At 56.7% G+C, this 21,523-nt stretch carries 16 protein-coding genes and 1 tRNA gene; 11 read left to right on the top strand and 6 right to left on the bottom strand.

Annotated elements, in window-relative coordinates; genetic code table 11:
* Positions 1 to 279: 279 nt before the first annotated feature.
* Positions 280 to 353: transfer RNA gene (locus N5098_RS16980), tRNA-Val, on the top strand.
* Between the two features lie 240 nt (positions 354 to 593).
* On the opposite strand, the gene N5098_RS16975 is transcribed toward N5098_RS16980, so the two are convergent.
* The 3 genes from N5098_RS16975 to N5098_RS16965 form a co-directional block, all read right to left on the bottom strand.
* Entirely contained in the window at positions 594 to 3,257 is a 2,664-nt protein-coding gene (locus N5098_RS16975) for an efflux RND transporter permease subunit (protein WP_267639028.1), read from the bottom strand.
* Positions 3,258 to 3,475: 218 nt separating this feature from the next.
* A complete protein-coding gene (locus N5098_RS16970; protein WP_267639027.1) occupies positions 3,476 to 4,111 on the bottom strand; it encodes a helix-turn-helix domain-containing protein in 636 nt (211 codons plus the stop codon).
* 174 nt (positions 4,112 to 4,285) lie between these two features.
* The gene (locus N5098_RS16965) at positions 4,286 to 5,503 is read right to left on the bottom strand and encodes an NAD(P)/FAD-dependent oxidoreductase (protein ID WP_267639026.1); all 1,218 of its coding nucleotides are present in this window, start codon (positions 5,501 to 5,503) and stop codon (positions 4,286 to 4,288) included.
* Positions 5,504 to 5,861: 358 nt separating this feature from the next.
* On the opposite strand from N5098_RS16965, the gene N5098_RS16960 reads away from it, so the two are divergent.
* Genes N5098_RS16960 through N5098_RS16940 form a run of 5 tightly spaced genes read left to right on the top strand, consistent with a single transcriptional unit; the run spans position 5,862 to position 10,847 of the window.
* Entirely contained in the window at positions 5,862 to 7,127 is a 1,266-nt protein-coding gene (locus N5098_RS16960; protein ID WP_267639025.1) for an ABC transporter substrate-binding protein, read from the top strand.
* 3 nt (positions 7,128 to 7,130) lie between these two features.
* The gene (locus tag N5098_RS16955; protein ID WP_267639024.1) at positions 7,131 to 8,165 is read left to right on the top strand and encodes a branched-chain amino acid ABC transporter permease; all 1,035 of its coding nucleotides are present in this window, start codon (positions 7,131 to 7,133) and stop codon (positions 8,163 to 8,165) included.
* A complete protein-coding gene (locus N5098_RS16950) occupies positions 8,162 to 9,286 on the top strand; it encodes a branched-chain amino acid ABC transporter permease (RefSeq protein WP_267639023.1) in 1,125 nt (374 codons plus the stop codon). The genes N5098_RS16955 and N5098_RS16950 overlap by 4 nt, the downstream gene beginning before the upstream one ends.
* On the top strand, positions 9,283 to 10,143 hold the full coding sequence (locus N5098_RS16945; RefSeq protein WP_267639022.1) for an ABC transporter ATP-binding protein: 861 nt from the start codon (positions 9,283 to 9,285) through the stop codon (positions 10,141 to 10,143). Before N5098_RS16950 ends, N5098_RS16945 begins: the two co-directional genes overlap by 4 nt.
* A complete protein-coding gene (locus N5098_RS16940; RefSeq protein ID WP_267639021.1) occupies positions 10,140 to 10,847 on the top strand; it encodes an ABC transporter ATP-binding protein in 708 nt (235 codons plus the stop codon). Before N5098_RS16945 ends, N5098_RS16940 begins: the two co-directional genes overlap by 4 nt.
* Before the next feature lie 133 nt (positions 10,848 to 10,980).
* Here the strand turns inward: N5098_RS16940 and N5098_RS16935 are convergent, their stop codons facing one another.
* Positions 10,981 to 12,087, bottom strand: a complete 1,107-nt coding sequence (locus N5098_RS16935) for an Ldh family oxidoreductase (RefSeq protein ID WP_267639020.1) — start codon at positions 12,085 to 12,087, stop codon at positions 10,981 to 10,983.
* A gap of 171 nt (positions 12,088 to 12,258) precedes the next feature.
* On the opposite strand from N5098_RS16935, the gene N5098_RS16930 reads away from it, so the two are divergent.
* The 3 genes from N5098_RS16930 to N5098_RS16920 all read left to right on the top strand — a co-directional run bounded on the left by N5098_RS16930 (position 12,259) and on the right by N5098_RS16920 (position 14,931).
* Positions 12,259 to 12,735, top strand: a complete 477-nt coding sequence (locus tag N5098_RS16930) for a hypothetical protein (RefSeq protein ID WP_267639019.1) — start codon at positions 12,259 to 12,261, stop codon at positions 12,733 to 12,735.
* Complete coding sequence (locus tag N5098_RS16925) at positions 12,732 to 13,244, top strand: hypothetical protein (RefSeq protein WP_267639018.1); 513 nt, start codon at positions 12,732 to 12,734, stop codon at positions 13,242 to 13,244. The genes N5098_RS16930 and N5098_RS16925 overlap by 4 nt, the downstream gene beginning before the upstream one ends.
* A gap of 88 nt (positions 13,245 to 13,332) precedes the next feature.
* Entirely contained in the window at positions 13,333 to 14,931 is a 1,599-nt protein-coding gene (locus N5098_RS16920; protein ID WP_267639017.1) for a hypothetical protein, read from the top strand.
* 31 nt (positions 14,932 to 14,962) lie between these two features.
* Here the strand turns inward: N5098_RS16920 and N5098_RS16915 are convergent, their stop codons facing one another.
* Positions 14,963 to 15,520, bottom strand: a complete 558-nt coding sequence (locus N5098_RS16915) for a CDP-2,3-bis-(O-geranylgeranyl)-sn-glycerol synthase (RefSeq protein WP_267639016.1) — start codon at positions 15,518 to 15,520, stop codon at positions 14,963 to 14,965.
* Positions 15,521 to 15,672: 152 nt separating this feature from the next.
* Between N5098_RS16915 and N5098_RS16910 the strand changes: the two genes are divergently transcribed.
* Together N5098_RS16910 and N5098_RS16905 are read left to right on the top strand one after the other, a co-directional pair.
* Positions 15,673 to 16,095: a PPC domain-containing DNA-binding protein gene (locus tag N5098_RS16910; protein WP_267639015.1), complete on the top strand. Its 423-nt coding sequence runs from the start codon at positions 15,673 to 15,675 to the stop codon at positions 16,093 to 16,095.
* On the top strand, positions 16,096 to 20,256 hold the full coding sequence (locus N5098_RS16905) for a DNA-directed DNA polymerase II large subunit (protein WP_267639014.1): 4,161 nt from the start codon (positions 16,096 to 16,098) through the stop codon (positions 20,254 to 20,256).
* A gap of 27 nt (positions 20,257 to 20,283) precedes the next feature.
* On the opposite strand, the gene N5098_RS16900 is transcribed toward N5098_RS16905, so the two are convergent.
* Positions 20,284 to 21,303, bottom strand: coding sequence for an ArsA family ATPase (locus N5098_RS16900; RefSeq protein WP_267639013.1), 1,020 nt, complete (start codon positions 21,301 to 21,303; stop codon positions 20,284 to 20,286).
* Positions 21,304 to 21,523: the final 220 nt, after the last annotated feature.

The following is a 21,523-nucleotide window of genomic DNA, read 5'->3' as shown; positions in this document are numbered from 1 at the left end:
TTCGGTGAAGCGGGAAATTGTAGTTTGCACAACTTCGACTCTCCCGCTTCAACTCCCTTACTCTGACGACCTGATCCGATGCTGTCTAGCGATTAAACACGGCCGGGTCAAGCAGTATTTTCGGCGGTGCGAACAGCAAAATAGCAAGCACGCCGAGTAAAACGATGACAACTACCCCTGCAGTCCGCTGTCGCATACCGGAACGAAGGGCAGTGCAGGTTTCAGAATTTCGGCCCAAAAAGTAAGCGTTATTCGTCAGGAAGAACTCCGTTCAGATGCGGGTTCGTGGTCTAGCTGGTTATGACGCGGCCTTTACAAGGCCGAGGTCGGCGGTTCGAAACCGCCCGAACCCACTGTTTTGCGACGAACGAACATGAAGAGCAGGTAGTACTGTCAGGGTGCGTTTCGAACAAGGGAAGGCGCAACGCGAGCGACCGTCTTCCCTTGTTCGAAACTGCCCGAACCGATACGCGGTACGTACGATTTGTAACCCCGGTGTTTTCGGCTTCTACCATGGGCATTGTCTATTTTGCTGTAAGCACCACTGCTCTCGCTGGTAGTGAGTCGTGATCTGTTGGACTTGCTCAGCGAGGTCATAGGGTGTGGAGATATCGGCTCCAGAGCACGAGCAGGCTCGGTAACACAAGCACACTCGCGACAAGCGCGAACACCAGCGTCAGCGCGATAATCAGCCCGAACTGTTGGAGGATAGGCACGAGTGCAAAGGCGAGTACGCCAAAGCCTGCGGCCGTCGTCGCGGCGCTGCTGAACAGCGCGCCACCGGTACCCACGACACTCTCTTCGAGGGCTGTCTCGATGTTCTCGTGTTTTTCGAGTTCGTGACCGTACCGTTCGCTCATGTGGATTGCATAATCCACGCCGAGTCCAACAGCAATCGAGCCAATCATCGCAGTGGCGAAACTGAATGGAATACCAGCCAGATACATCGCGCCGAGAACCCAGCTAACTCCCAGAACGACAGGAATGAGCGTGACAGCCCCAAGACTCGCGTTTGCTTGCTTGTACCGGAATGCAACTAGAAGGACGGCCAGGACTGTGAGGAGCGTGACGACCATCCCCCGTCCGGTGACACTCGCAAGTTGGCGCTGGGAGAGTTCGTTGACGATTGGCCTGCCGGCAACACTCACAGTGGTCTCGTCGGTTGTTGCAACGTCACCGACCGACCGCATCTCCGAGGCTATCGTCGACGGCTCAGCAGTCCCGTTGACGGTGACTGCAATCCGTAGAGAGTCGTACTTGCTGTCGGTTGTGTGGAGCAGACGGTCGGAGCGGGTTGGTGTTGTCTCCGAGGCGGTATCGAACAGCCTCTCGACGTTGCGGTCAGGAACACCGTCACGGTCAGTGTCGGTACGGTCGTACTGGGCCGCGAACGTCTCGTTGGTCTGGGCCAGCGCTTGCATCGTGCCCACTGGTCCAGCAACGGCAGCGTCACCAGTCGATTGGGTAAATGTAACCGGGCTGTCCACAGCAGCGCGCTCTGCCGACGCGACTGCATCGAGTGCGTCTGGACTCGTCACGTTCCCCTCGACAAGGATGTGGACCTGTTGGTCCGGCGACTGGAAGTTCGAATAGAGGAACTCCCGCGTATCGCGGACCTCGTACTCGCTGGGTGCCAGCGGTTCTGGTAGCTCCTGTGTCCACTCCGGGGCGTCCTCTGCGATGTAGGTGTCCGTCGAGAACTCTGTTTCGACCTGTGTGCCCGCGGCCAGTCCCAGTGAACTTACCACGAGGACGACCAGCAGGATTGTCTTGGGACGGTGATAGCTGACTCGTGCAACACCCGAAAGGAAGCGCCGAAGGTGTCCCGACGTTCCGAAGGCACTGTTGGTCCGGTCGTACCCCCGGCTGGTCAGCCACTCGTCGAGTTCGACTTTGAGCGCCGGGACAACGATACCGAACACGACCAACGCCCCGAGTATGCCAACGGCTGTTGCGACAGCGAAGCCCCGCATGACAGGCACGCCGGTCGTGAGAATCGAGAGAAAGCCGACGACTGCGGTGACGGTCACCAGCATGAGCGCAGGACTGAGGCCGACCAGCCCGTCCCGCATGGCGAGTCGAATCGGTGCTCGTGTCGTCTCCTCATCGCTCGCTGTTGACCCCGATCTCTCGCTGTCGACAACCGACGAGTGCTCGCCAACACCATTCCCGGTTCGAATCTCACGATACCGCATGACGACGTGGATACAGTAGTCTATCGAGAGGCCGATGAGCAACACCGGTGTCACGATCATCAGCAGGGTGAAATCGATGCCCAGCCAGCCCATCGCGCCGAACGTCCAGAGAAGAACGAGCACGATGCCGACGACACCCAGCAGCAAGTCGACAGCGTCGCGGTAGGCAACCGACAGCGTAAGCAGGACGAACAAGAGAGCGATTGGACCGACGAGCGAGAGACTCTCGCCGATAGAGAGTTGTTCTTCGACGAGCAACAGCCCGAATCCAGATGGCCGATACTCGTCTCGTGGGACATTGTCGGCGATGGCAGCCGCAGCGACCTGTCCCTCTCTGACCTCTTCAGAGAGTTCGGGCAGCGACACCACCACCCCGTCAGTTTTGTGTCGAACCACGGTCAGCCGGGCAGTCGACTCGGTTGAACCGGGCTCGTAGCCCCGTGGGAGCAACTCGACCGCGAGGGTGTTGACCTGTCCACTGCCCTGCTCGGGGTCGAGCAGTTGCCCGAGGACCTGCTCGACGTGCTCCTCGCTCATAGATTCGAGCTGTGTTATCTGGGCCGCCAGCGGTGGCGTCTGGCTTTGTGTGGATGGGTTCACAGCGCTCTCCTGTGGCTGCCCCTGTTCTCTGGGTTGTTGCTGCGGCGACTCGCTGGGTTGTTGGCTCCGTTGGTCTTGCCGGATCGCGGTCGCCGCCACGAGATTCTCGATACCGAGCATCGCTTGTTCGTCGACGAGCGTGCCAGCGACCGTTTCGTTGTTGTACACCGACTGCTGGTACCGGAGCGAGGCGAGCAATGAGTCCCGCGAGAGGACGTTTCCAGACTTGTTTCGAACGGCGACGACCAGCGCCGTACTGTTTTCGCCACTGGGACTGAACTGTTCTTGGACTGTGCGCTCGGCCTCGACTTCTGAGGGCTCTTCCTCGAACAGTTCCATCTCGGTCGACTCTTGGATGTTGCCTGCGCCAGCACCGACGAGCAGTATCATCACTAACGAGAGCACGATGACGGACTTGCGTCGGGTCGTGACGAGACCCAGAACGCTGTCGAGCCAAGTCATCTGTCGCTCACCCTGCCTCGCTGGTCGTCGAACAGACCGCCCTTCGTAGTTCGGCGGTCGACCCACTCATCGCCCGATACGGTCCGGAGACGAACAGCTACAGCCCAATCAATCATTGCCAGAATATACTCGCTGCTCGACAATCCAGCTACTGGGCCATATCTGGGCAGGGTTTATATGCCTGAACTGTGAGCCATGCGTCAAGCATCCCGACAAGCTCACAGCACGTACTTCGAGAACACCTTCGATTCGATGCGCTGGATGTGATTGCCCGCAGTTCCGTGGTCGACACCGAGTTCGGCGGCAATATCTTTGAGGGTTGCCTCGCGGGGCGTCTCGTAGTAGCCCAGTTCGAGCGCTGTTTCCAGCACCTCCCGTTGTCGGTCCGTCAAATCGGCGAACACCTCCGTCGTCTCGGGTGTGTATGGCCCAGTCGAGATGAGTTCCATCTCCATCCAGCCAAGTTTCTCGGGCACCTCCTGAAGTGCTTTCTCTTCGCCGATTATCGTCGCCTGGAGCCACCCGTCGTCTGTGTACTCCATAGGCATCTTGATGATGAAATCCCCCTCGTTTCGCCGTTCAAGAATCCGTCTGATGTCGTCTGTTGGCTCAACCTGACTGTAACAGTGACCACTATCGGTTGCGGCGTAGGTCAGCACCTCCGGCGTCTCCTCCATTATCTCGCGATATGTATCGACACGCCCATCGAGTTTTGCCAGCAACGTTATCGTCCCGTCATCAAGCAGTTTAACCGAGTGAATCGCCCGTCGGCGAATGTCTGGTGCGCGTGCGAGTTTGCGTAAGACCGGGTGGAACGTCTCCTTTGGGTGGAGACGGATTGTGGCGTAGCGCATCGCGTTCGTTGAAAGTATACACAAGCGTCGGAATAAATACTGGCATCTGGTCTGTATCGAAGCCTCATCCCTCCGTTGTGTGCCGGTAGCGAGTCTCTCCGAACCCACTGTTCTACGGCGAATAGACGTGAGTACAATGGGTGGTCGTGGAGGTCAAGCAGTAGGTGATTTAGTTTAGGCTTCGTTTGCCCCAAACTCCCACGAGTCAGTGTACGATTCGTAGACTCTGGTAAGCATACCAACATCAGAGATGAGTTTCGCCGCGGTAATCGGGCGTCGCAAAAGCCGTGAGAGTACCTGTGACGGTCTTCTCGTGATGTCTTCGATACTCAACCCCTCGATAGATTCGGCAACGGCGGCGAGTAACGCCGAATCTTCGTGTTCGACCCACGCGCCACGCATCAGATGCGCGAGGCGATACTCGGATTTCATCATGTTGTAGAGTTTTTCGGGGTAACGATGCTCTTGCTCCGTTGCAATAAGCTCACCTAACAGGTTTGCAGAGCGGATACCCTGACAGATACCTTCTCCTTGATATCGGTTTGCGATGCCGGCTGCATCGCCCACTAAGAACACGTTATTTTCGGGATAGTAGGTCTGTTCTGGGCTCAGACTCGGCCCTCGGGGGATGGTATAGATGTTTGTCTGGTCTCTCTCAGGGACCGAAAACCCGTTTCGTTGGGCTGTTGTTTTGAACGCCTCGTAGTAGTTCTCGGGGCGCTCGTCGCCAGCCCAGCCCATCCCGACGTTCGCTTGGGTCTCCGATTTCGGAAATGACCACGAGTAGCCGACATACCCCTCGAAAAAGATACGCGGCCGCTCTGTGTACGAAGAGAAGTCCCCGCTGACTGTCGCGTTCAGGGCGACCATGTCACCGGTGTAGTTGGTTGTTTCCTGTTTTGCTTTAAGCGTCAGTGACGGTTGGCCAGAGGCATCGATGATGTAATCGTACGTCTCTAGAATCTGGTCGTACTTCGACGGTGAGATAGATGCCCCAGTCCGAAACTCGACACCCTCAGCCGCAAGTTTGTCGGCCCAGCGTTTCTCGACGACGTTTCGTTCACAGATGTAGCCTGGCTCACACTGCAACCGTGATACCCCGACTGGCTGCTCGTGGGGGTCGTGGTCTTGACCGTCGTACACTCGAAGTTCGAACCCGTCAATATCGTTGACAAAGCCATTTTCCGGCGTTTTCTCCAGTGGAACAAGCGTCGTATCGTTTATTGCCTCTCCGCAGTTGACCCGTTTATCATCATACTGTTGCCGTTCGAAGACAACAACGTCAGAGAATTGTGGGAGGGCATGGATGTTCGTCGCAGCCGCTAGCCCGGATACTGCGCCGCCAATAATTGCTGCCGAGCAAGTGTCATCACTCCGTGATTGCTGTTGCATGCGGGCTCACCTCTGTTCAGACAACTAGCTATTGTGGATTGTTCACTCTTGCGAAACCAGCGATGTGAGCGCGTTCCGTTATGTACACTAGAGACCACCCACCGGTTTTGGGGAAACGGAGTCCGTACGACAAACAGTTGTCCACTCCAGAACCGAAACGGTACACAGCGGCCGGGAAACACAGTCACAGTGCCACCGATGGTCAACACGAGAACCAGAACACAACAGAGAACGGAGAACGATGGTCCCGAAATCGGACCATAGCTTTTAGTACACTGGATTCGACACCGAATAGCAGGCCATGACTAATAGTGAGAATAACAGGCATGATACAGGCAGACCATCGCCGGCAACCAGCGTGTCAGATGCAGTTACGCGACGGCGCGTCCTTGCTTCAGTCGGGGCAGCCGGCCTCACCGGACTGGCTGGCTGTATCGGCGGCGATGATGACGGTAGTAGCGATGGGGAAACGATGAATGGTGGGTCAAGCCTCGACAGCATATCCATTGGGATGGTCACGTCAACGTCAGGCCCATTTGCCGTGTTCGGCAATGCGGCGATAACGGGTGCAGAGTTGGCAATCGAGGACCTCGAATCTGAGTACAACGTTGAAATCGACCTTTCAACCGACGACTCACAGCTAGAACCCGGGACGGGCCTCGAACGAGCGCGAGCGCTCGTGACTGAGGGCGATGTCGACTTCCTTACGGGTGCGGTGTCGTCATCTGTGGCACTCCGGTTGGCCGGGTGGGCCACTGACAACGAGGTGACGTACTTCCCAACAGGGTCTCACTCGGATGCGCTGACCGGTGGGGAGTGTGGTGATTTCGTCTTCCGCCCTTCAGCATCGAATTCGATGCTAGCAAACAGTATTAGCAGCGGGATGGTCGAAGCATCTGACGAATGGTTCCTTATGTACTCCGATTATACGTGGGGACAGACAGCGGCCGATGCTGTCCAAGGGGCGCTTGAAGCTGCTGGCAACACTGTCGTTGGGCGAGAAGCGGTGCCGTTCCCGAGCGACGATTATGCCCAGTACGTCAACCGTGCAAAAGCCTCAGGCGCGCCCGCAATCGGTGTGTTAATTGCTGGACTCGACCTGCGAAAGGCGAGCAGTCAAATCATCGCCAGTGGTATCCAAGACCGGACGCTGGCAATGCACCAACTCGAAGACTTCGTCTTCTGGGGGATGGACAAGGATGCTGCCTCGATTCTGGATGTGGCGGGACAAGTCTGGGGACCAGCAGTCGATGGCGGCGAGGATTTCAAACAGCGGATTACAGAACAGGGAGAGATGGACCCGTATATCCGACACCTGCTCGGCTACATTTCGGTCGACCAAGGCGTTCGCGCGGCAGTTCGAGCCGAGTCAACCGCCGCACCGGACATGCGAGACGCTTTAGAGGGTCACGAGGTAAGCTCGCCAATCGTCGATATGAAAGGCGGTGGCGATATGTACTGGCGTGAGGGAGACCACCAACTCGTCCAACCAACGTATACAGTCACCTCACGGTCTACAGACGCGATGGCAGACGACCCGCACAAAGACTGGTTCTCCGTGGAGAATAAGTTCGCTGGCGACGATGTCACTCGACCGGTCGAAGAAACCGGTTGCTCTCTGTAGACGATGAGTAGCACGCTCGATGCTCGTACCCGGATGCAGCGACTGTTATCTGAACGTTCGCCAGCAGCGCTGCTCGGGGCGCTGGCTGGTGTGTTACTGTTAGGAAACGCCGCCGTCCAAAAACCCGGACTATTCATCGACCAAGCAATTGGTGGTCTGGTCTACGGAATGATTCTTGTGATGATCTCGCTTGGGCTGGCGCTCGTGTTGGGTCTAATGGGTGTCGTCAATTTTGCACACGGCGCGTTGTTCATGCTTGGAGGATATTTTACCTACGCCACGATGGCAAGTTACGGACTGCCGTTCTGGGCGGCACTGTTGATTGCACCGATTGGTGTTGGTATCGTCGGTATTGTCATTGAGGTTGTCGTCCTCCGGCGACTGTACGGCAAAGAGCCGATTATTGGCCTGCTCGCAACATTCGGACTGACGCTGATGATTGAGGAGGCCGCTCGGTTCGTCTGGGGAGCAAGTGCTGTTCAGCCGGCAAAGCCGGAGTTCCTCACCGGCGGGACCGACCTCATCGTAACGCAAGTTGGAACGTACCGCCTCTTTACAGTCGCAGTCTCCACTATCTCAGTGGCGGGCGTCTACTACCTCATCACGAAAACCGACTTTGGCCTGAGCGTTCGAGCCGGCGTTCAAGACGGTGAAATGACTGAGTTCGTGGGTGTGAACCTGCCGCTTCGGTTTACAGCAATGTTCTTTTTGGGGTCGGCTATAGCAGGACTTGGCGGTGCGCTCCGTGTCGTGGAGTTTGGTATTGACCCGGGAGCAGCAGAGGAGTTCGTTCTGCTCGCGTTTGTCGTGGTCGTCATCGGCGGAGTCGGGAGCATCTTCGGGAGCGTTCTCGCTGGACTGCTCGTCGGGTGGGCACAGTTCCTCGTACCAGTCGTTCTGAGCGCCCTCGCGATTGTCACCGGTGTCTCTGCGATTAATGTCCAAGGAATTAGCGATATTATCCCGTTTCTTGTCATGATTGTTGTGTTGCTTATCCGTCCACGGGGACTGTTCGGTGAGGAGGGATTACTCGAATGAGTGGAGAATCGACCGACCGGGCCACTGGTGGACTTCCATCCATGTTCGAACGGTACAAAATCCCGCTCGGTCTCGTTGTCCTTGTTGTGGCGTTACGCCCACTCATCACGAGTGAGATGGTACTCGGATACAACGCAATCGCCAGCAAGATGCTTATTATGATGCTGTTCGTGGCAGGATTTAACCTGCTCTTTGGCTACACGGGGTTACTCTCTTTTGGCCATGCAATGTTTCTCGGATTTGGTATATATATCCCAGCAATCCTCGTCTTGAACGGAGCCTGGGTGTTACCTGCCGGTGGAAACATCACTTTCCTCGTCGGCGTCATCCTAGCGCTTGCAGCTGTTGCCGTCTATGGCTACTTGCTTGGAACGCTGATTGTCGGGATGGGTGAGATCTACTTTGCGCTGTTGACCCTAGCATTCTCCCAAGCAATCTATTTCATTGTCTTGCGTAATCCCGGTGAGCTAACTGGTGGGTCGAACGGCCTTACACAAGGGACGTTGCCGGATTTCGTCGAACAGACCCGGGGCGAGATAGCCATCGAAGCGTTTGGCTTGTCTTTGGACTGGTACTGGGCTGTTGCCGTTGTCTTCCTGCTGGGAATGCTCGCTCTCTGGCAGATTGTTCGGTCACCATTTGGTCGGTCGTTGGTTGCTGTCAGTGAAAACGAGCAGTTAGCGCGGGCGATGGGCGTCGATACTACCAGTTACAAGATATGGTCAGTGACGTTCAGCGGCGTCTTCTCTGCACTCGCTGGCGTCTTGTTGATGATACAGAACTCAGGTGCCGCCATCGAGAATCTGAGCGTCTTCACCAGCGGCGATACAGTTTTGATGGCGGTGCTGGGCGGTGTGAATTACTTCTTCGGGCCGGTTGTGGGGGCCTTTTCGTGGCTGTTCGTCGAGGACTTCCTGACAAACTTCGAGTTGTGGCAGTTCCCCCTCTCGGAGGTCACGTTCGTGACAGTCGATCTCAGCGACATACTGGTCTACTGGCAGTTCCTGCTGGGTGCGCTGTTTGTCGTCGTCGTATTGACTGCTCCCGAAGAAGGTATCTGGGGGTACATTAGGTCGGTTGCCAGTTGGTTGCGTAAACGAATGCAGCAGGTGAGAGCATGAGCCACGCAAACGAAACAGACGAGGTCGGACATGCAAAGTCAACAGACAGGGGCCACGACCAGGAGCCTTCCCCAATTGAGCCAGCGGTGGCACCGTCATCGGCGGTGCTTGGTGTCCATGAGATGACTCGGACGTTCGGCGAAGTGCTCGCGGTCGACACGCTGAGTCTGGGTATTGAAGCGGGAGAACTCCGAGCAGTTATCGGCCCCAACGGCGCAGGCAAGACAACCCTGTTCAACTGCATCATGGGTGCCCTCAACCCGACAGAAGGGTCAGTGTATCTCAACGGGAGCGAAATAACGGGTGACGCCGAGGAGCAACGTCCGCACAAGGGGATGGCTCGCTCGTTCCAGTCAAACCAACTGTTCGCCGACCAGACAGTCCTCGAAAACATTCGACTGGTCGTCCAGACCGCACGACAGGGCGCGTTCTCGATGGACCTCTTTCGCAGTCACTACAGTGTGGGTCGCGAGCGAGCAATCGAAATCGCTGACGATGTTGGCCTTACTGCTGACCTCGACGCCGAGGCAAAAAACCTCCCACACGGCGAACAACGCCGCCTCGGGATCGCGATGGCACTGGCGACTGACCCAGACGTGCTACTGCTCGACGAACCGACAAGCGGGATGAGTCCCGCTGCGACGGCAGAAACCGCATCTCTCATCAAGGAGGTTCGTGATGACCGTGGCCTGACTGTTGTTCTGATTGAGCATGATATGGATGTTGTCCTTTCGATTTCAGACCGCATCACCGTCCTTAATCGCGGGGAGGTTATCGCTACTGACAGCCCAGACGCAATCCAAGGAAATCAAGCCGTTCAAGACGCTTATCTGGGCGGTATGCGGGAGGAAATATGACGCTGCTAACAGTCGAGAACCTCGAAGCAGGATACGAGACCGGACAGGTGTTGTTCGGCGTCGACCTTGTCGTCGAAGAGAGTGAACTCGTCTCACTACTGGGTCGAAACGGCGCAGGCAAGACAACGACGCTGCGGTCTGTCGCCGGCGCTGCAGAGCCCACAGTGTTAGGTGGCGAGATTACCTTCGGCAGCGAGCAGTTAGCGGGAGTGGCTCCCTACAGCATCGCACAGCGCGGACTTAGCTTCGTTCCCGAAGCCCGACGCTGTTTCCCGCGACTCACTGTCCGCGAAAACATCAGGCTCGCAATCAATCACGCGAGCGACCCAAAAGACCTCGAAACGGTGTTGGATTTCTTCCCGGAGCTGTCAGAAATGCGTGAAAAGCAGGCGCGAAACATGAGCGGTGGCGAACAACAGATGCTTGCGATTGCCAGAGCGCTTGCGGCCAATCCTCAGCTGATGTTACTCGACGAACCATTCGAGGGACTGGCACCGTATATCGTCCGCCGTATCGAGGATATCATCGCTGAAATCAACGACCAACAGGGAATTGCTGTGCTCCTTGTTGAGCAAAACGTCGCCGCCGCAGTAGCGGTTGCTGACCGGCACTACATCCTCGATGAAGGCCGGATTGTCGAATCGGTTTCGACAACACAACTCCGAGAAAACGAAGAAATGCGACAGCGGTATCTCGGTGTCTAATCACGACACGAGACACCTTTTTGCTCGTGGTTTCGTTGGTCGCGTACACAGTAGTTGGCCGACGCTCTTTTTGGCTCAGTGTCGACGTCACAGAAAGTATCCCTACCCACACATCACGAATCTGATGAGAAATTTACTCGCCGACAAACGGATGGTCTACATCGTGTGCTACAGCTAACTCGGTAAGCTGGTCGACAACCCGCTCAGGGAGCGGAATACCCTCGTCGGACCGTTCTCGTGCAGTCTGGTATTCGGCCTCGCCAGGCAACAGGGGCTTCGAGCCAGCGACATCGCCAGCCGCCACGGACGGCTCCGAATCGGCGGCTCGAAAGTGCTCGACGAATGCGTCGACCTGTCTTTCCATCCGCTCTCTGTCACCGAATCTTGTTGGGTCGATTGCCATGAAGTATGCGCCGTTGTTAAACCAGGCTTCGGGGTCGCGCTGGCCCGCAACTGGTCCCCCACCAAGCAAGCCGGCGAACAGTTCGGCCATGACAGCCAGACCAGTGCCTTTGTGACCGGCGGTTGTACCGCCAAGTGGACGAATCGCTCCCCACTCGTCACCCGCACGGAACGACCCCATCTCGCTTGGGTCAGTCAGCGGCTCCCCCTCTGGTGTGACTGCCCACTCGTCGGGAAGCGCTCGGTCGTCAGCTTCGGCGGCATCAAGCTTACCGTGTGCGACCTGCGATGTAGCCATATCAAGAACGATCGGGAACGGTAACTTACCAAACGTCGGAACAGCAGCGGTAATTGGATTCGTCGAAAATCGCCGCGTGGTTGAGCCAGCAGGTGCGACAACGAGTCCGCCACCCGAGGTATGAACAAACGAGAGAAAGCACAATCCCTGTTGGACGACCTGCTCGGCCCATTCACCGATTCGACCCAGATGGGTCGCGTTCTGGATACCGACGCCAGCAAGCCCATCTTCGGTGGCTCGCTGGACAAGAATATCCACTGCAGTCCGTCCGACGAGTTGTCCGAACGCATTTTGTCCATCGACAACAGCTGTCCCCCCTGCACTGTGTTCGGTTGTTGGCTTGCCATCGGGGACGAGAACGCCATCGGCAATCATCTCACCGTACGTTGGAATACGGAGTACGCCGTGGGAGGTGTGTCCCTTGCGGTCAGCATCAACCAGGGAAACGGCGACTTTCGCGGCAGTGTCGGCTGGCGTGCCCAGTTCTCCCAGCAACGAGGCTGCGAACACTTCAAGTGTGTCGGCGTCAATCACGGTCATTGTTTACATATCAGCAGACTCCTTCATAATGATTTGCTGGACACAATCCCGACAGACGACAACAGCAAGTGTCAGCTAACACCGACACAGATGCCACGTACAGACGGCTATACAGGAAAGAAACTTACCCCGAGCGATGGTTTTAACAGCATTAGCTTACATCAGATGGATATGTATCCACAACGGCGTGATGTCTACTGGGCGGTGGGGGGCAACGTCGTCGTGGGATTTGGGGCAGGGACGGCGACACTGGCCGCGTTTGCCCCATCACTCCCACTCTTTGACACGCCACACTTCGCACTCAGAGTGGCTATTGTCTCTCTTGGTTTCGCGTTTTTCTTCGCTGGCTATCACATTACACAGGCCGGAACGTACCGCAATCGGGATGAACCGCTCACGACGACGCTGCTCCCGACCGCAAGCCAAGCCGGCGAGCAGGCAAACGCAAAAGAAAACGCTAGTACAAGCCCGCTCGTACTCTTGAGAGGAGTCTTTGTCTTGCTTGGCGTCCTCGGTCTTGGTGCCGGAATGCGGCTATTTGCGATAACAATTCAGTCATGGGACCCGGCAACTGGCTTGCTTGCCGGGCTTGTCTGTATCGGCGGATACATTTTCGGCCATATTGGACTCAACTGGGTGTTGCTATGAGTACACGCCACGAGAACACAGTTCTGAGAGATATCGCCCGGGGCGTCGTATTCCTTGGTGGTCTTGCGGTGACGGCGATGTCGATGGCGTCAGGGTTTATCTGGGCCTCTCAGAGTAAGGTCGTCCTCGTCTACGTTGCCGGATTTCTCTCTTGGACAGGGTATCTTGTCGCTCATTACGGAGTAACTGGCGTCTTCGTTGACGATGCAAACGGCCCTGAGCAAAAAGGAACAGCGGATAAAGCAGAGTCGGGTCATCAGGACAGCGGCGCGGCTGCCGACACAAACTGGTCTCTTTTGGGGGTGCTGACACAGCTGCGGGCAATTGCACCGGCGAACCCGGTGCGCGCCGTTGGCTTCGTTGCGGGCATCGGTATCCTCGTCGTCGGAATTGCCGTGCTCGCGTGGTATGTCCGACACGAAAACCATCTGCTCGGAAACATCGGCAGCGGCATGTTCCTCGGTGGATACGTCCTTGCCCACTACTTCGACACTGGAAAGCCGCTGTGAGCGATCACTCTGACTGGAGAGTATAACACTGCCACAGAGTGTCACGCATGAATTATTTTACACCGGCCTGACTACCTACACAGGCTGGATGAACGAAACGGAAGACAGTCCTCAGGAGACACAGTCAGAATCGCCGGGGTCGAAAAAAGGGGATTCGACGGACAGTACTGAGCCATCAGCCGCTGACGGACCATGGACCGCCGACCGTCCGGCCGACGCCGACTCGCTCGGTACCCTCTGGATACGGTGGACTGACGGTGGGTCAGACCTCCATCTACATCACACCTGTGAGAGTCTCCCACAAATTAGACGGATCGATTCGTGGCCATATATTACGGCCAAGCAAGAAGGAGATGACTTGCCCACCTTTTATCCGGTTCGTGAGGGCACAGATGATAGTGAGCCAGTCCGCTTCAGGTTCCTCAGCGGTGTGCCCCGGCAGTTGGTGCGCCACGCCCCACTGGTGATACTCGTCGCGACAGTTGCAATCTTTCTCGGGCCGGTACTCCCAACAGTAGACGTGAACGGCTGGGGAGCATTCCTCCCTGAGCTCGCCGGGCAAGAAGCTCTCCTGTGTGGGCTCTTTGTTGCTATTGTTCCGGTGTTAGTCGGGTTGCTTGGGACAGTCGGGGCTATCAACACCCGCAAATTTTCTGATGGTATCGTCACCTACGGACTGGTGGCTGTGCTGGCTATCGGCGTCTTGCTGTCTATCTATCTCGTCACAACCGCCGAACATCCGAGTCAGGTTGAGCCAAATGTTGTTCTCACTTCGGGCTATCTGCTGAGTATGTTGCTTGGAGCGATGTTACTGTACGAAGGAGTGTTACGAATTGAACACATGTTCGTGAAACTCGGGGATAGAAATGATGATATCATCAATAACTCCGAACAGTACCGGGCGTTCCTGACGGATTTGAACGCCGCGTTCAACGAACGTCGCCTGTTCGGTCTCATCCGTCCATCTCGTCTCTTTGGGACACTCTTTGCAGCACAATTTCTTATCGCCTGGACTATCGGCTGGGGACCACAGAACCTGAACTACTCGGTGGGGCTTGTCGTGAATTTCCTGTTGAACGCCGCGCTTGTAACGATCGTATTCAAGTTTTTTATTTTAGTGTGGTATCTTAACATGCTGCTGAACGAGAATAAGACCTACAGTGGAGTCGGCTTTCACTACGAGCCATTCCACATTGATGGCTACGGCGGCTTTCGTGATTTCGGTCGGTTCGCGACTCGCATCAATCTCATCCTCTCATTTGCCGGGCTATATCTTGTATATCGGCTGTATATTGTCGGAGGGTTAGAACTTCCACAGGAGGGCGTAACCGGATTCACTGACCCGCTTACCCTTACTATCTGGGCAATTAGCTTTATCGGGCCAGTCGTCTCGTACACCCTCGGGGCCGTTGCCTGGGGATATTATTCGTTCTGGTCTCTTCACGCAAAGATGGCACGTGACAAGCAGAGGCTCACCCGCAAGTATCAAGGTAAACGAGGGGCGGCAAGCCGTGGTCGGGCGCCATCAGCCGGCGACACAATCGATTCCTTTGAGGATTGTAACGGGCCAGAATGGGGGGCGTTTCGGGCTGCGCCGACGTGGCCACTGGACGTGAACAAAATGGTGAGCCTCCTCTCAGGGAACGCTCTCCCGCTGTTACTCCCGGTCGTCAACCTCCTGCTCTAACGACCGTTGCCCGCTGTGGTACAGTCTCGTCTTACCAGGGTTCGTCTTTCAAACCGAGGACGTACGCAAGGCCGTTCGTCGAGACGTGAAGAATTGGCGTCAATACGAAGACAGTTGCGAGTACCGAGAGCGTGAACGTCTCGGTAAACCACGATATCGAGGCGGCAAAGTCGGCGACAAAGGCGAGTGCCAGCGAACCGACGACGAAATCCAGCTGGTCAAGGCCCGGGAACGGCGCACCACGTTTGCGACCACTCCGACGTTTCACGAACGATGCACCGATGTCTCCGAGCATCGCACCGAGTGGTAAGGCGAGTGCAATGGCGACGGGGAAGGTCAGCAACTCAACATCGAGCAAGTCGGTGACAGTTGGTTGAACTGCATTGAGCGCGACTGCGACTAGTGCACCAGCTACCCAGCCGACGAGCGTGCCACGCCACGTCTTTCCGTCACCCAACAGGCGGCTTCCACCCATGGTTCGGCCGCCGTCGATTGGTCGCCCGCCGCCAGCGAGTACCGCGGCATTATTCGGAATATAGGCCGGAAGCATCGCCCAGAACGCCGTCACGACGACTGCAAACAGCTCCATACCCGGCTGGTTGACTGGCTGACTCTTAACTTCCATGTTTGCCGAAGACGAGGGGGATGTGACCAGCGACTATGGGCTACTTTAGGCGATAGTTGTGCTAGCTGGCCGGTCGGACCAAACAGTTTTTTACGCACCACTCGTCCATTTTCAACATGGATTATCAAGAGGTCGAAGGTGCACGCGAGTACGTTGCCCGGCTTGAACACGGGCAAGACTGGCGCGCACAAATCGAGGCATTCGCAGCCGAGGAACGTATTGATGCCGCGTTTTTCATGGGTATCGGTGCGGTCTCTGATGCGACGCTTAAATTTTATGACCAGGAACAACAAGAGTACGACACTCTTTGTTTTGACGAACACTTCGAGATGACTCCGGCAATCGGCAACATCTCGTGGCTTGGTGACGAGCGATTTGCTCACACTCATGTCGTCCTCTCGCGTGAAGATGGCTCGACCATCGCTGGGCATCTCGATACGGCGACTACATTCGCCGGGGAGTTGTACGTCCGCGAGTTTGAAGCGACACTTGAACGGTATCACGACGAGGAGACCGACCTTGACCTCTGGCCACTGTAAATGACGCCAGAAGACGAACGATACTTCGAGCGACTCGAAACCGAACTCGACAACGCATTCGAAGTCGCCAACGCAGCACGCGAACGTGGTGGCGACCCTACACCCGAAGTCGAGATTCCGGTCGCCAAGGATATGGCCGACCGCGTCGAGAATATCCTCGGTATCGACGGAGTTGCCGAACGTGTCCGCGAACTCGAAGGAGAGATGTCTCGTGAAGAGGCTGCGCTCGAACTTGTCGAGGACTTCGTTGACGGGAGCGTTGGCGACTACGAGACGCGAGCTGGGAAAGTCGAGGGTGCAGTCAGGACTGCCGTTGCACTGCTCACTGAGGGTGTCGTCGCTGCCCCAATCGAGGGAATCGACCGTGTGGAACTCCTCGAAAACGACGATGGCACCGAGTTCGTTAACGTCTACTACGCCGGCCCAATCCGGTCAGCAGGCGGGACAGCACAGGCACTCTCGGTGCTCGTAGCCGACTACGCTCGGTCGTTGCTTGGCATCGACGAGTACAAACCACGCGATATCGAGGTCAACCGCTACGCCGAAGAGGTCGGGCTCTACGACGAGGAAACCGGTCTCCAGTATGCTCCCAAAGAAAAGGAGGGAAAGTTCATCGCCAAGCATATGCCGATTATGCTCGACGGCGAGGCAACTGGCGACGAAGAAGTATCGGGGTTTCGAGACCTCGATAGAGTCGCTACCAACTCTGCACGCGGCGGAATGTGTCTTGTCTTCGGCGAGGGAATCGCACTCAAAGCTCCCAAGATACAGCGCTATACGCGCAACCTTGACGAAATCGACTGGCCTTGGCTACAGGACCTCATCGACGGCAACTACGGCGACGACCCAACAGCTGACAGTAACGACGAGAGTGACAACGAGAAATCAGACGAAGGCGAGACAGACGGCAAAGAAACGACAGACACAGGCTCAGATGACGACGCTACACCTGCTGGCCCACTTCGAGCAGATTCATCGAAAAAGTTCTTGCAGGACCTCATCGCCGGTCGGCCGGTGTTTTCACACCCGAGTGAGTCGGGCGGCTTCCGGCTGCGCTACGGGCGGGCCCGAAACCACGGACACGCCACCGCAGGTGTCCACCCAGCAACAATGCATCTTGTCGATGACTTCCTTGCTACAGGAACTCAAATAAAGACCGAACGTCCGGGGAAAGCCGCTGGTGTCGTCCCAGTCGATACCATCGAGGGCCCGACTGTCAGACTCGCAAACGGAGACGTTCGTCGTATCGATGATGCCGACGAAGCACTCGAAATTCGTAACGGAGTGAAGCGAATTCTCGACCTCGGGGAGTACCTCGTCAACTACGGCGAGTTCGTCGAAAACAACCATCCACTCGCGCCGGCTTCGTATGTGTATGAGTGGTGGGTCCAAGAGTTCGAGGAGACCACCGCACCAGTACAAGCATTGCATGATAGCACTGAGGTCGACCTGACAGACCCGACAACGGACAAGGCATTGGAGTGGGCAACTGAGTTCGATGCGCCGCTCCACCCGAAATACACCTACGTCTGGCACGACGTAAGCGTCGACGCTGTCGACGCGCTTGCCGACGCAATCGAGGCGGGTGAGCTGGTCGCAACTGACGGCGCAATGGAGACAAACTCCGGTGGCGGCAATGGGTCCAGCCCCTCGAACGCGCAGTCAAGAGCTGACGTGCTTGTTGTTCCGCATACAGAGCAGGTCAGACGGACACTCGAAACCCTGCTGGTCGAGCACACCCAAAACGAGGAGACGCTTTCGATTCCAGTATGGAAGCCACTCATCCGGACAGTTGGGTTCGATGACGACCTGAAGCGGTCTTGGACAGTCGACCAGTTGAGCGAGCGTGCCCGCTTGTACGACGACGGAGCAAACGCCATCGAGGCAATCAATGAGATTGCTCCCTTTACCGTGCGCGAACGGGCACCAACCCGAATCGGCAACCGGATGGGTCGCCCAGAGAAATCCGAAGAACGAGAACTTTCACCGGCAGTCCACACACTATTTCCGATCAGAGACGCAGGCGGAAACCAGCGCTCAGTTGGTGACGCAGCCGACCACGGCGACGAAGTCGAAGGGACCCGTGGGCAGATAGAGGCCGAAGTTGGTCGGCGTGAGTGTCGCTCCTGTGGGACACGAAGTTACCGGGCACGCTGTCCCGACTGTGGTGATGTGGCAGAGGCAGTCTATGTCTGTCCTGACTGTGACCGCGAGGTCGAGCCCGACGAGTCCGGGCGGGCAGAGTGTCCCAACTGTGAGGTCCTGGCCAGTCCAACGCAGGACCGGACGATGCATCTCCGACAGGAGTACAAACAAGCCCTCGATGCTGTCGGCGAGCGACCGGCTGCCTTCGAGAAGCTCAAAGCTGTCAAGCGACTTACCTCAGAAGAAAAGACACCCGAACCAATCGAAAAAGGAATCCTCAGAGCGAAACACGACATCTCCGTGTTCAAAGACGGCACCATCCGCTACGATATGACTGACCTGCCGGTTACCGCCGTCCGCCCAGAGGAGTTAGATGTGACTGTCGAACAGTTCCGTGAACTCGGCTACCACGAAGATATCAACGGCGACCCGCTCCGTCACAGCGACCAACTGGTCGAGCTCAACGTGCAAGATGTGGTTCTCTCGGACGGGGCCGCAAAACACATGCTGAAAACGGCCGACTTCGTCGATGACCTGCTTAGCAAGTATTACGGACTAGACCCCTACTACGAACTAAAAGAGCGCGACGACCTCGTCGGCGAACTCGTCTTCGGGATGGCACCTCATACGAGCGCCGCCACCGTTGGGCGCGTTGTCGGCTTCACCAGCGCTGCCGTCGGATACGCACATCCATACTTCCATGCGGCAAAACGAAGAAACTGTTTCCATCCGGAGACGAAAGTCTGGTATCAAGACGCAGAGAGTGACTGGCATCACGACGCCATTGAAACTCTCGTCGAGAAGCGACTGAACAATCCACAGAGTGACGATTTCGGAACGCTGATTCAGGAACTCGACGAGGATATCTACGTCCCATCAATCACGGATGACGGGAGAGAACGTATCCAGCCGGTCAACGCCGTATCTAGACATCCAGCACCAGACCATCTCGTCGAAATCAAAACCCGTGGCGGTCGGAAACTAACAGTGACGCCAGATCACGAGATGCTCAAATATGACGACTCGGTGCAGCGGGTCACAGCTACTGAACTCGAAGCTGGTGACAACGTACCGTCACCGAGTCAACCCGATGCTGTTCCTGTATCGTACGATGGTCGTCCTCAGCTGCTCAGTGACGGCGGTGAGGTATGGCTCGACGAAATCAGCGCTGTCGAATACGTCACCGCCGACAGCGAGTATACGTATTGTCTCACAGTCGAAAACACGCATACGTTGGTCGCAAATGGCCTATACACCGCCCAGTGCGATGGTGACGAAGACTGCGTGATGCTCCTGCTCGATGGCCTACTCAATTTCAGCAAGCAGTTCCTCCCTGACCAGCGTGGAGGACAGATGGACGCACCGCTGGTGATGTCCTCACGTATCGACCCCGCAGAAATCGACGACGAGGCACACAACGTCGACATCATGCGTAAGTATCCGCTCGCATTCTATGAAGCGACGCGGAATCTCGCCGAAACTGGTGAGGTCGAAGAGATAATGACTATCGCAGAAGAGACGCTGGGGACCAACCGAGAGTATAGCGGATTTGACCACTCACACGATACAACCGATATCGCGGCCGGCCCGGACCTCTCGGCGTACAAAACGCTGGGCTCGATGCAGGAAAAGATGGATGCCCAGCTTGCGCTCTCGCGCAAACTCCGGGCGGTCGACCAGACCGACGTAGCCGAGCGCATCATTGAGTTCCATTTCCTGCCGGACCTGCTGGGCAATCTCAAGGCTTTCTCAAGTCAGGAGTTTCGGTGTCTTGGTTGTGGCGAGAAATTCCGGCGTGCGCCCCTCTCCGGAAACTGTCCAACGTGTGGCGGAGATATCAACCTGACCGTCCACGAGGGCTCGGTCAACAAGTACATGGACACTGCCATCCACGTCGCCGAAGAGTTCGACTGCCGAGACTATACGAAACAGCGCCTCGAAATTCTCGAAACTCGAATCGACCGTATCTTCGAGGATGATACGAACAAGCAGGCAGGGATTGCCGATTTCATGTAGCTCTCGGGACCGACTCACGACGTCTCTTCACTCCGCTAGACAGGCAGCAACGACGCGCAGCAGTTTCTCACCACGGACCTCTTCAGCAAGTAGTGGCATCCGCCGAACGTTGTGTCCACGGAAGATATCCTGTGAGCGAGAGAGGGCGCGTTGTTGGACTTCCCAGCGACGGGAGCAGAACTCACAGTCCGTGTGGTTAGGAGCGACAAACCAGTCAGGGTCTAACTCGGCCACCTCTGTCGGTTCCTGCATCACACGGTTGACGATGACTGTGCCGACCGGGACACCGAATTCGTCGAGGCGGTCGAGCATCCGCTCGGACTCGCGGACACTCAGTTCTTCAGGGACCATCACAAGGCGGAAATCTGTCAGTTCGGGGTCTCGGAGCAGCCCGCGAAGGCGTTCGATACGCGCCGAAAACTCCTGAAGACTGTCGATCTCCTCTTCTTTGGGTTCATCCCCAAACATATCTAACATCCCACTCATCCGCTCGCGGAAGGTGACTAACTTCCCCATCATTGAGTCAAGCATCTCGGGCAGTTCGAGTAGGCGAAGCGTGTGCCCTGTTGGTGCGGTGTCGACAACAACACGCTCAAAACGCGGGTCGTCGAGATACTCCAAGAGAAGCCGGATTGCAGCGGCCTCGTCTGCGCCGGGCATCGACCCCCCAAGCGGGTCAGCCACCTCGTCACCGAGCATCCCAGCAAGTGGATTGCCGCCACCGTCCATCCCAAAGGGGCCGTCTTTGAGGGCGGCTTCGGGGTCGATTTCGGCACCGTAGAGCGGAATCTCATCGTGAATCCGTGCTGGTTCCTCCGGAATGGTAGTTTCCAGCGTGTCCGATAGCGAGTGTGCTGGGTCTGTCGAGACGACGAGTGTCTCCGTGCCGTTGCCAGCACTGGCAAGTGCCGTTGCAGCGGCCATCGTCGTCTTGCCGACACCGCCTTTCCCGCCGTAAAGGACGTATTCGGCGGCGTCAACACTCGACGGCAGCGTTTCAGTGTCCACATCGTCGATGGACTCCACTGGCTCAACGTCAATTTCCATGTGCCCGAGTTTCCACTCCAGAGTTGTGTACCCGTCGAAAAACAGGCTTCAGTCAACTGCCTCAGGGTCAAGCCCCGTGGCATCCGCCTTGATTTCTTCTGTGAAACTTCCTCGAAGTCGTGACGTTCCTGCAAATCAACTGGATAAAGCCCCTCAGTCCTGACCAGACAATCTAGATAGAAGCATCGCGTAAGCACAGACTGTGCTGCCTCAGAGATGC

The organism is Halovenus rubra (genome assembly GCF_026586665.1).
Classification (GTDB): domain Archaea; phylum Halobacteriota; class Halobacteria; order Halobacteriales; family Haloarculaceae; genus Halovenus; species Halovenus rubra.
This window is presented reverse-complemented; position numbering and strand designations above follow the sequence as displayed.

Bases quoted from the DNA above. Each gene is read 5' to 3' on its own strand.
- N5098_RS16930 (WP_267639019.1), top strand. From the start codon at position 12,259: ATGTATCCACAACGGCGTGATGTCTACTGGGCGGTGGGGGGCAACGTC.
- N5098_RS16935 (WP_267639020.1), bottom strand. From the start codon at position 12,087: ATGACCGTGATTGACGCCGACACACTTGAAGTGTTCGCAGCCTCGTTG.
- N5098_RS16965 (WP_267639026.1), bottom strand. From the start codon at position 5,503: ATGCAACAGCAATCACGGAGTGATGACACTTGCTCGGCAGCAATTATT.
- N5098_RS16910 (WP_267639015.1), top strand. From the start codon at position 15,673: ATGGATTATCAAGAGGTCGAAGGTGCACGCGAGTACGTTGCCCGGCTT.
- N5098_RS16975 (WP_267639028.1), bottom strand. From the start codon at position 3,257: ATGACTTGGCTCGACAGCGTTCTGGGTCTCGTCACGACCCGACGCAAG.
- N5098_RS16970 (WP_267639027.1), bottom strand. From the start codon at position 4,111: ATGCGCTACGCCACAATCCGTCTCCACCCAAAGGAGACGTTCCACCCG.
- N5098_RS16945 (WP_267639022.1), top strand. From the start codon at position 9,283: ATGAGCCACGCAAACGAAACAGACGAGGTCGGACATGCAAAGTCAACA.
- N5098_RS16915 (WP_267639016.1), bottom strand. From the start codon at position 15,520: ATGGAGCTGTTTGCAGTCGTCGTGACGGCGTTCTGGGCGATGCTTCCG.
- N5098_RS16920 (WP_267639017.1), top strand. From the start codon at position 13,333: ATGAACGAAACGGAAGACAGTCCTCAGGAGACACAGTCAGAATCGCCG.
- N5098_RS16900 (WP_267639013.1), bottom strand. From the start codon at position 21,303: ATGGAAATTGACGTTGAGCCAGTGGAGTCCATCGACGATGTGGACACT.
- N5098_RS16925 (WP_267639018.1), top strand. From the start codon at position 12,732: ATGAGTACACGCCACGAGAACACAGTTCTGAGAGATATCGCCCGGGGC.
- N5098_RS16905 (WP_267639014.1), top strand. From the start codon at position 16,096: ATGACGCCAGAAGACGAACGATACTTCGAGCGACTCGAAACCGAACTC.
- N5098_RS16950 (WP_267639023.1), top strand. From the start codon at position 8,162: ATGAGTGGAGAATCGACCGACCGGGCCACTGGTGGACTTCCATCCATG.
- N5098_RS16940 (WP_267639021.1), top strand. From the start codon at position 10,140: ATGACGCTGCTAACAGTCGAGAACCTCGAAGCAGGATACGAGACCGGA.
- N5098_RS16955 (WP_267639024.1), top strand. From the start codon at position 7,131: ATGAGTAGCACGCTCGATGCTCGTACCCGGATGCAGCGACTGTTATCT.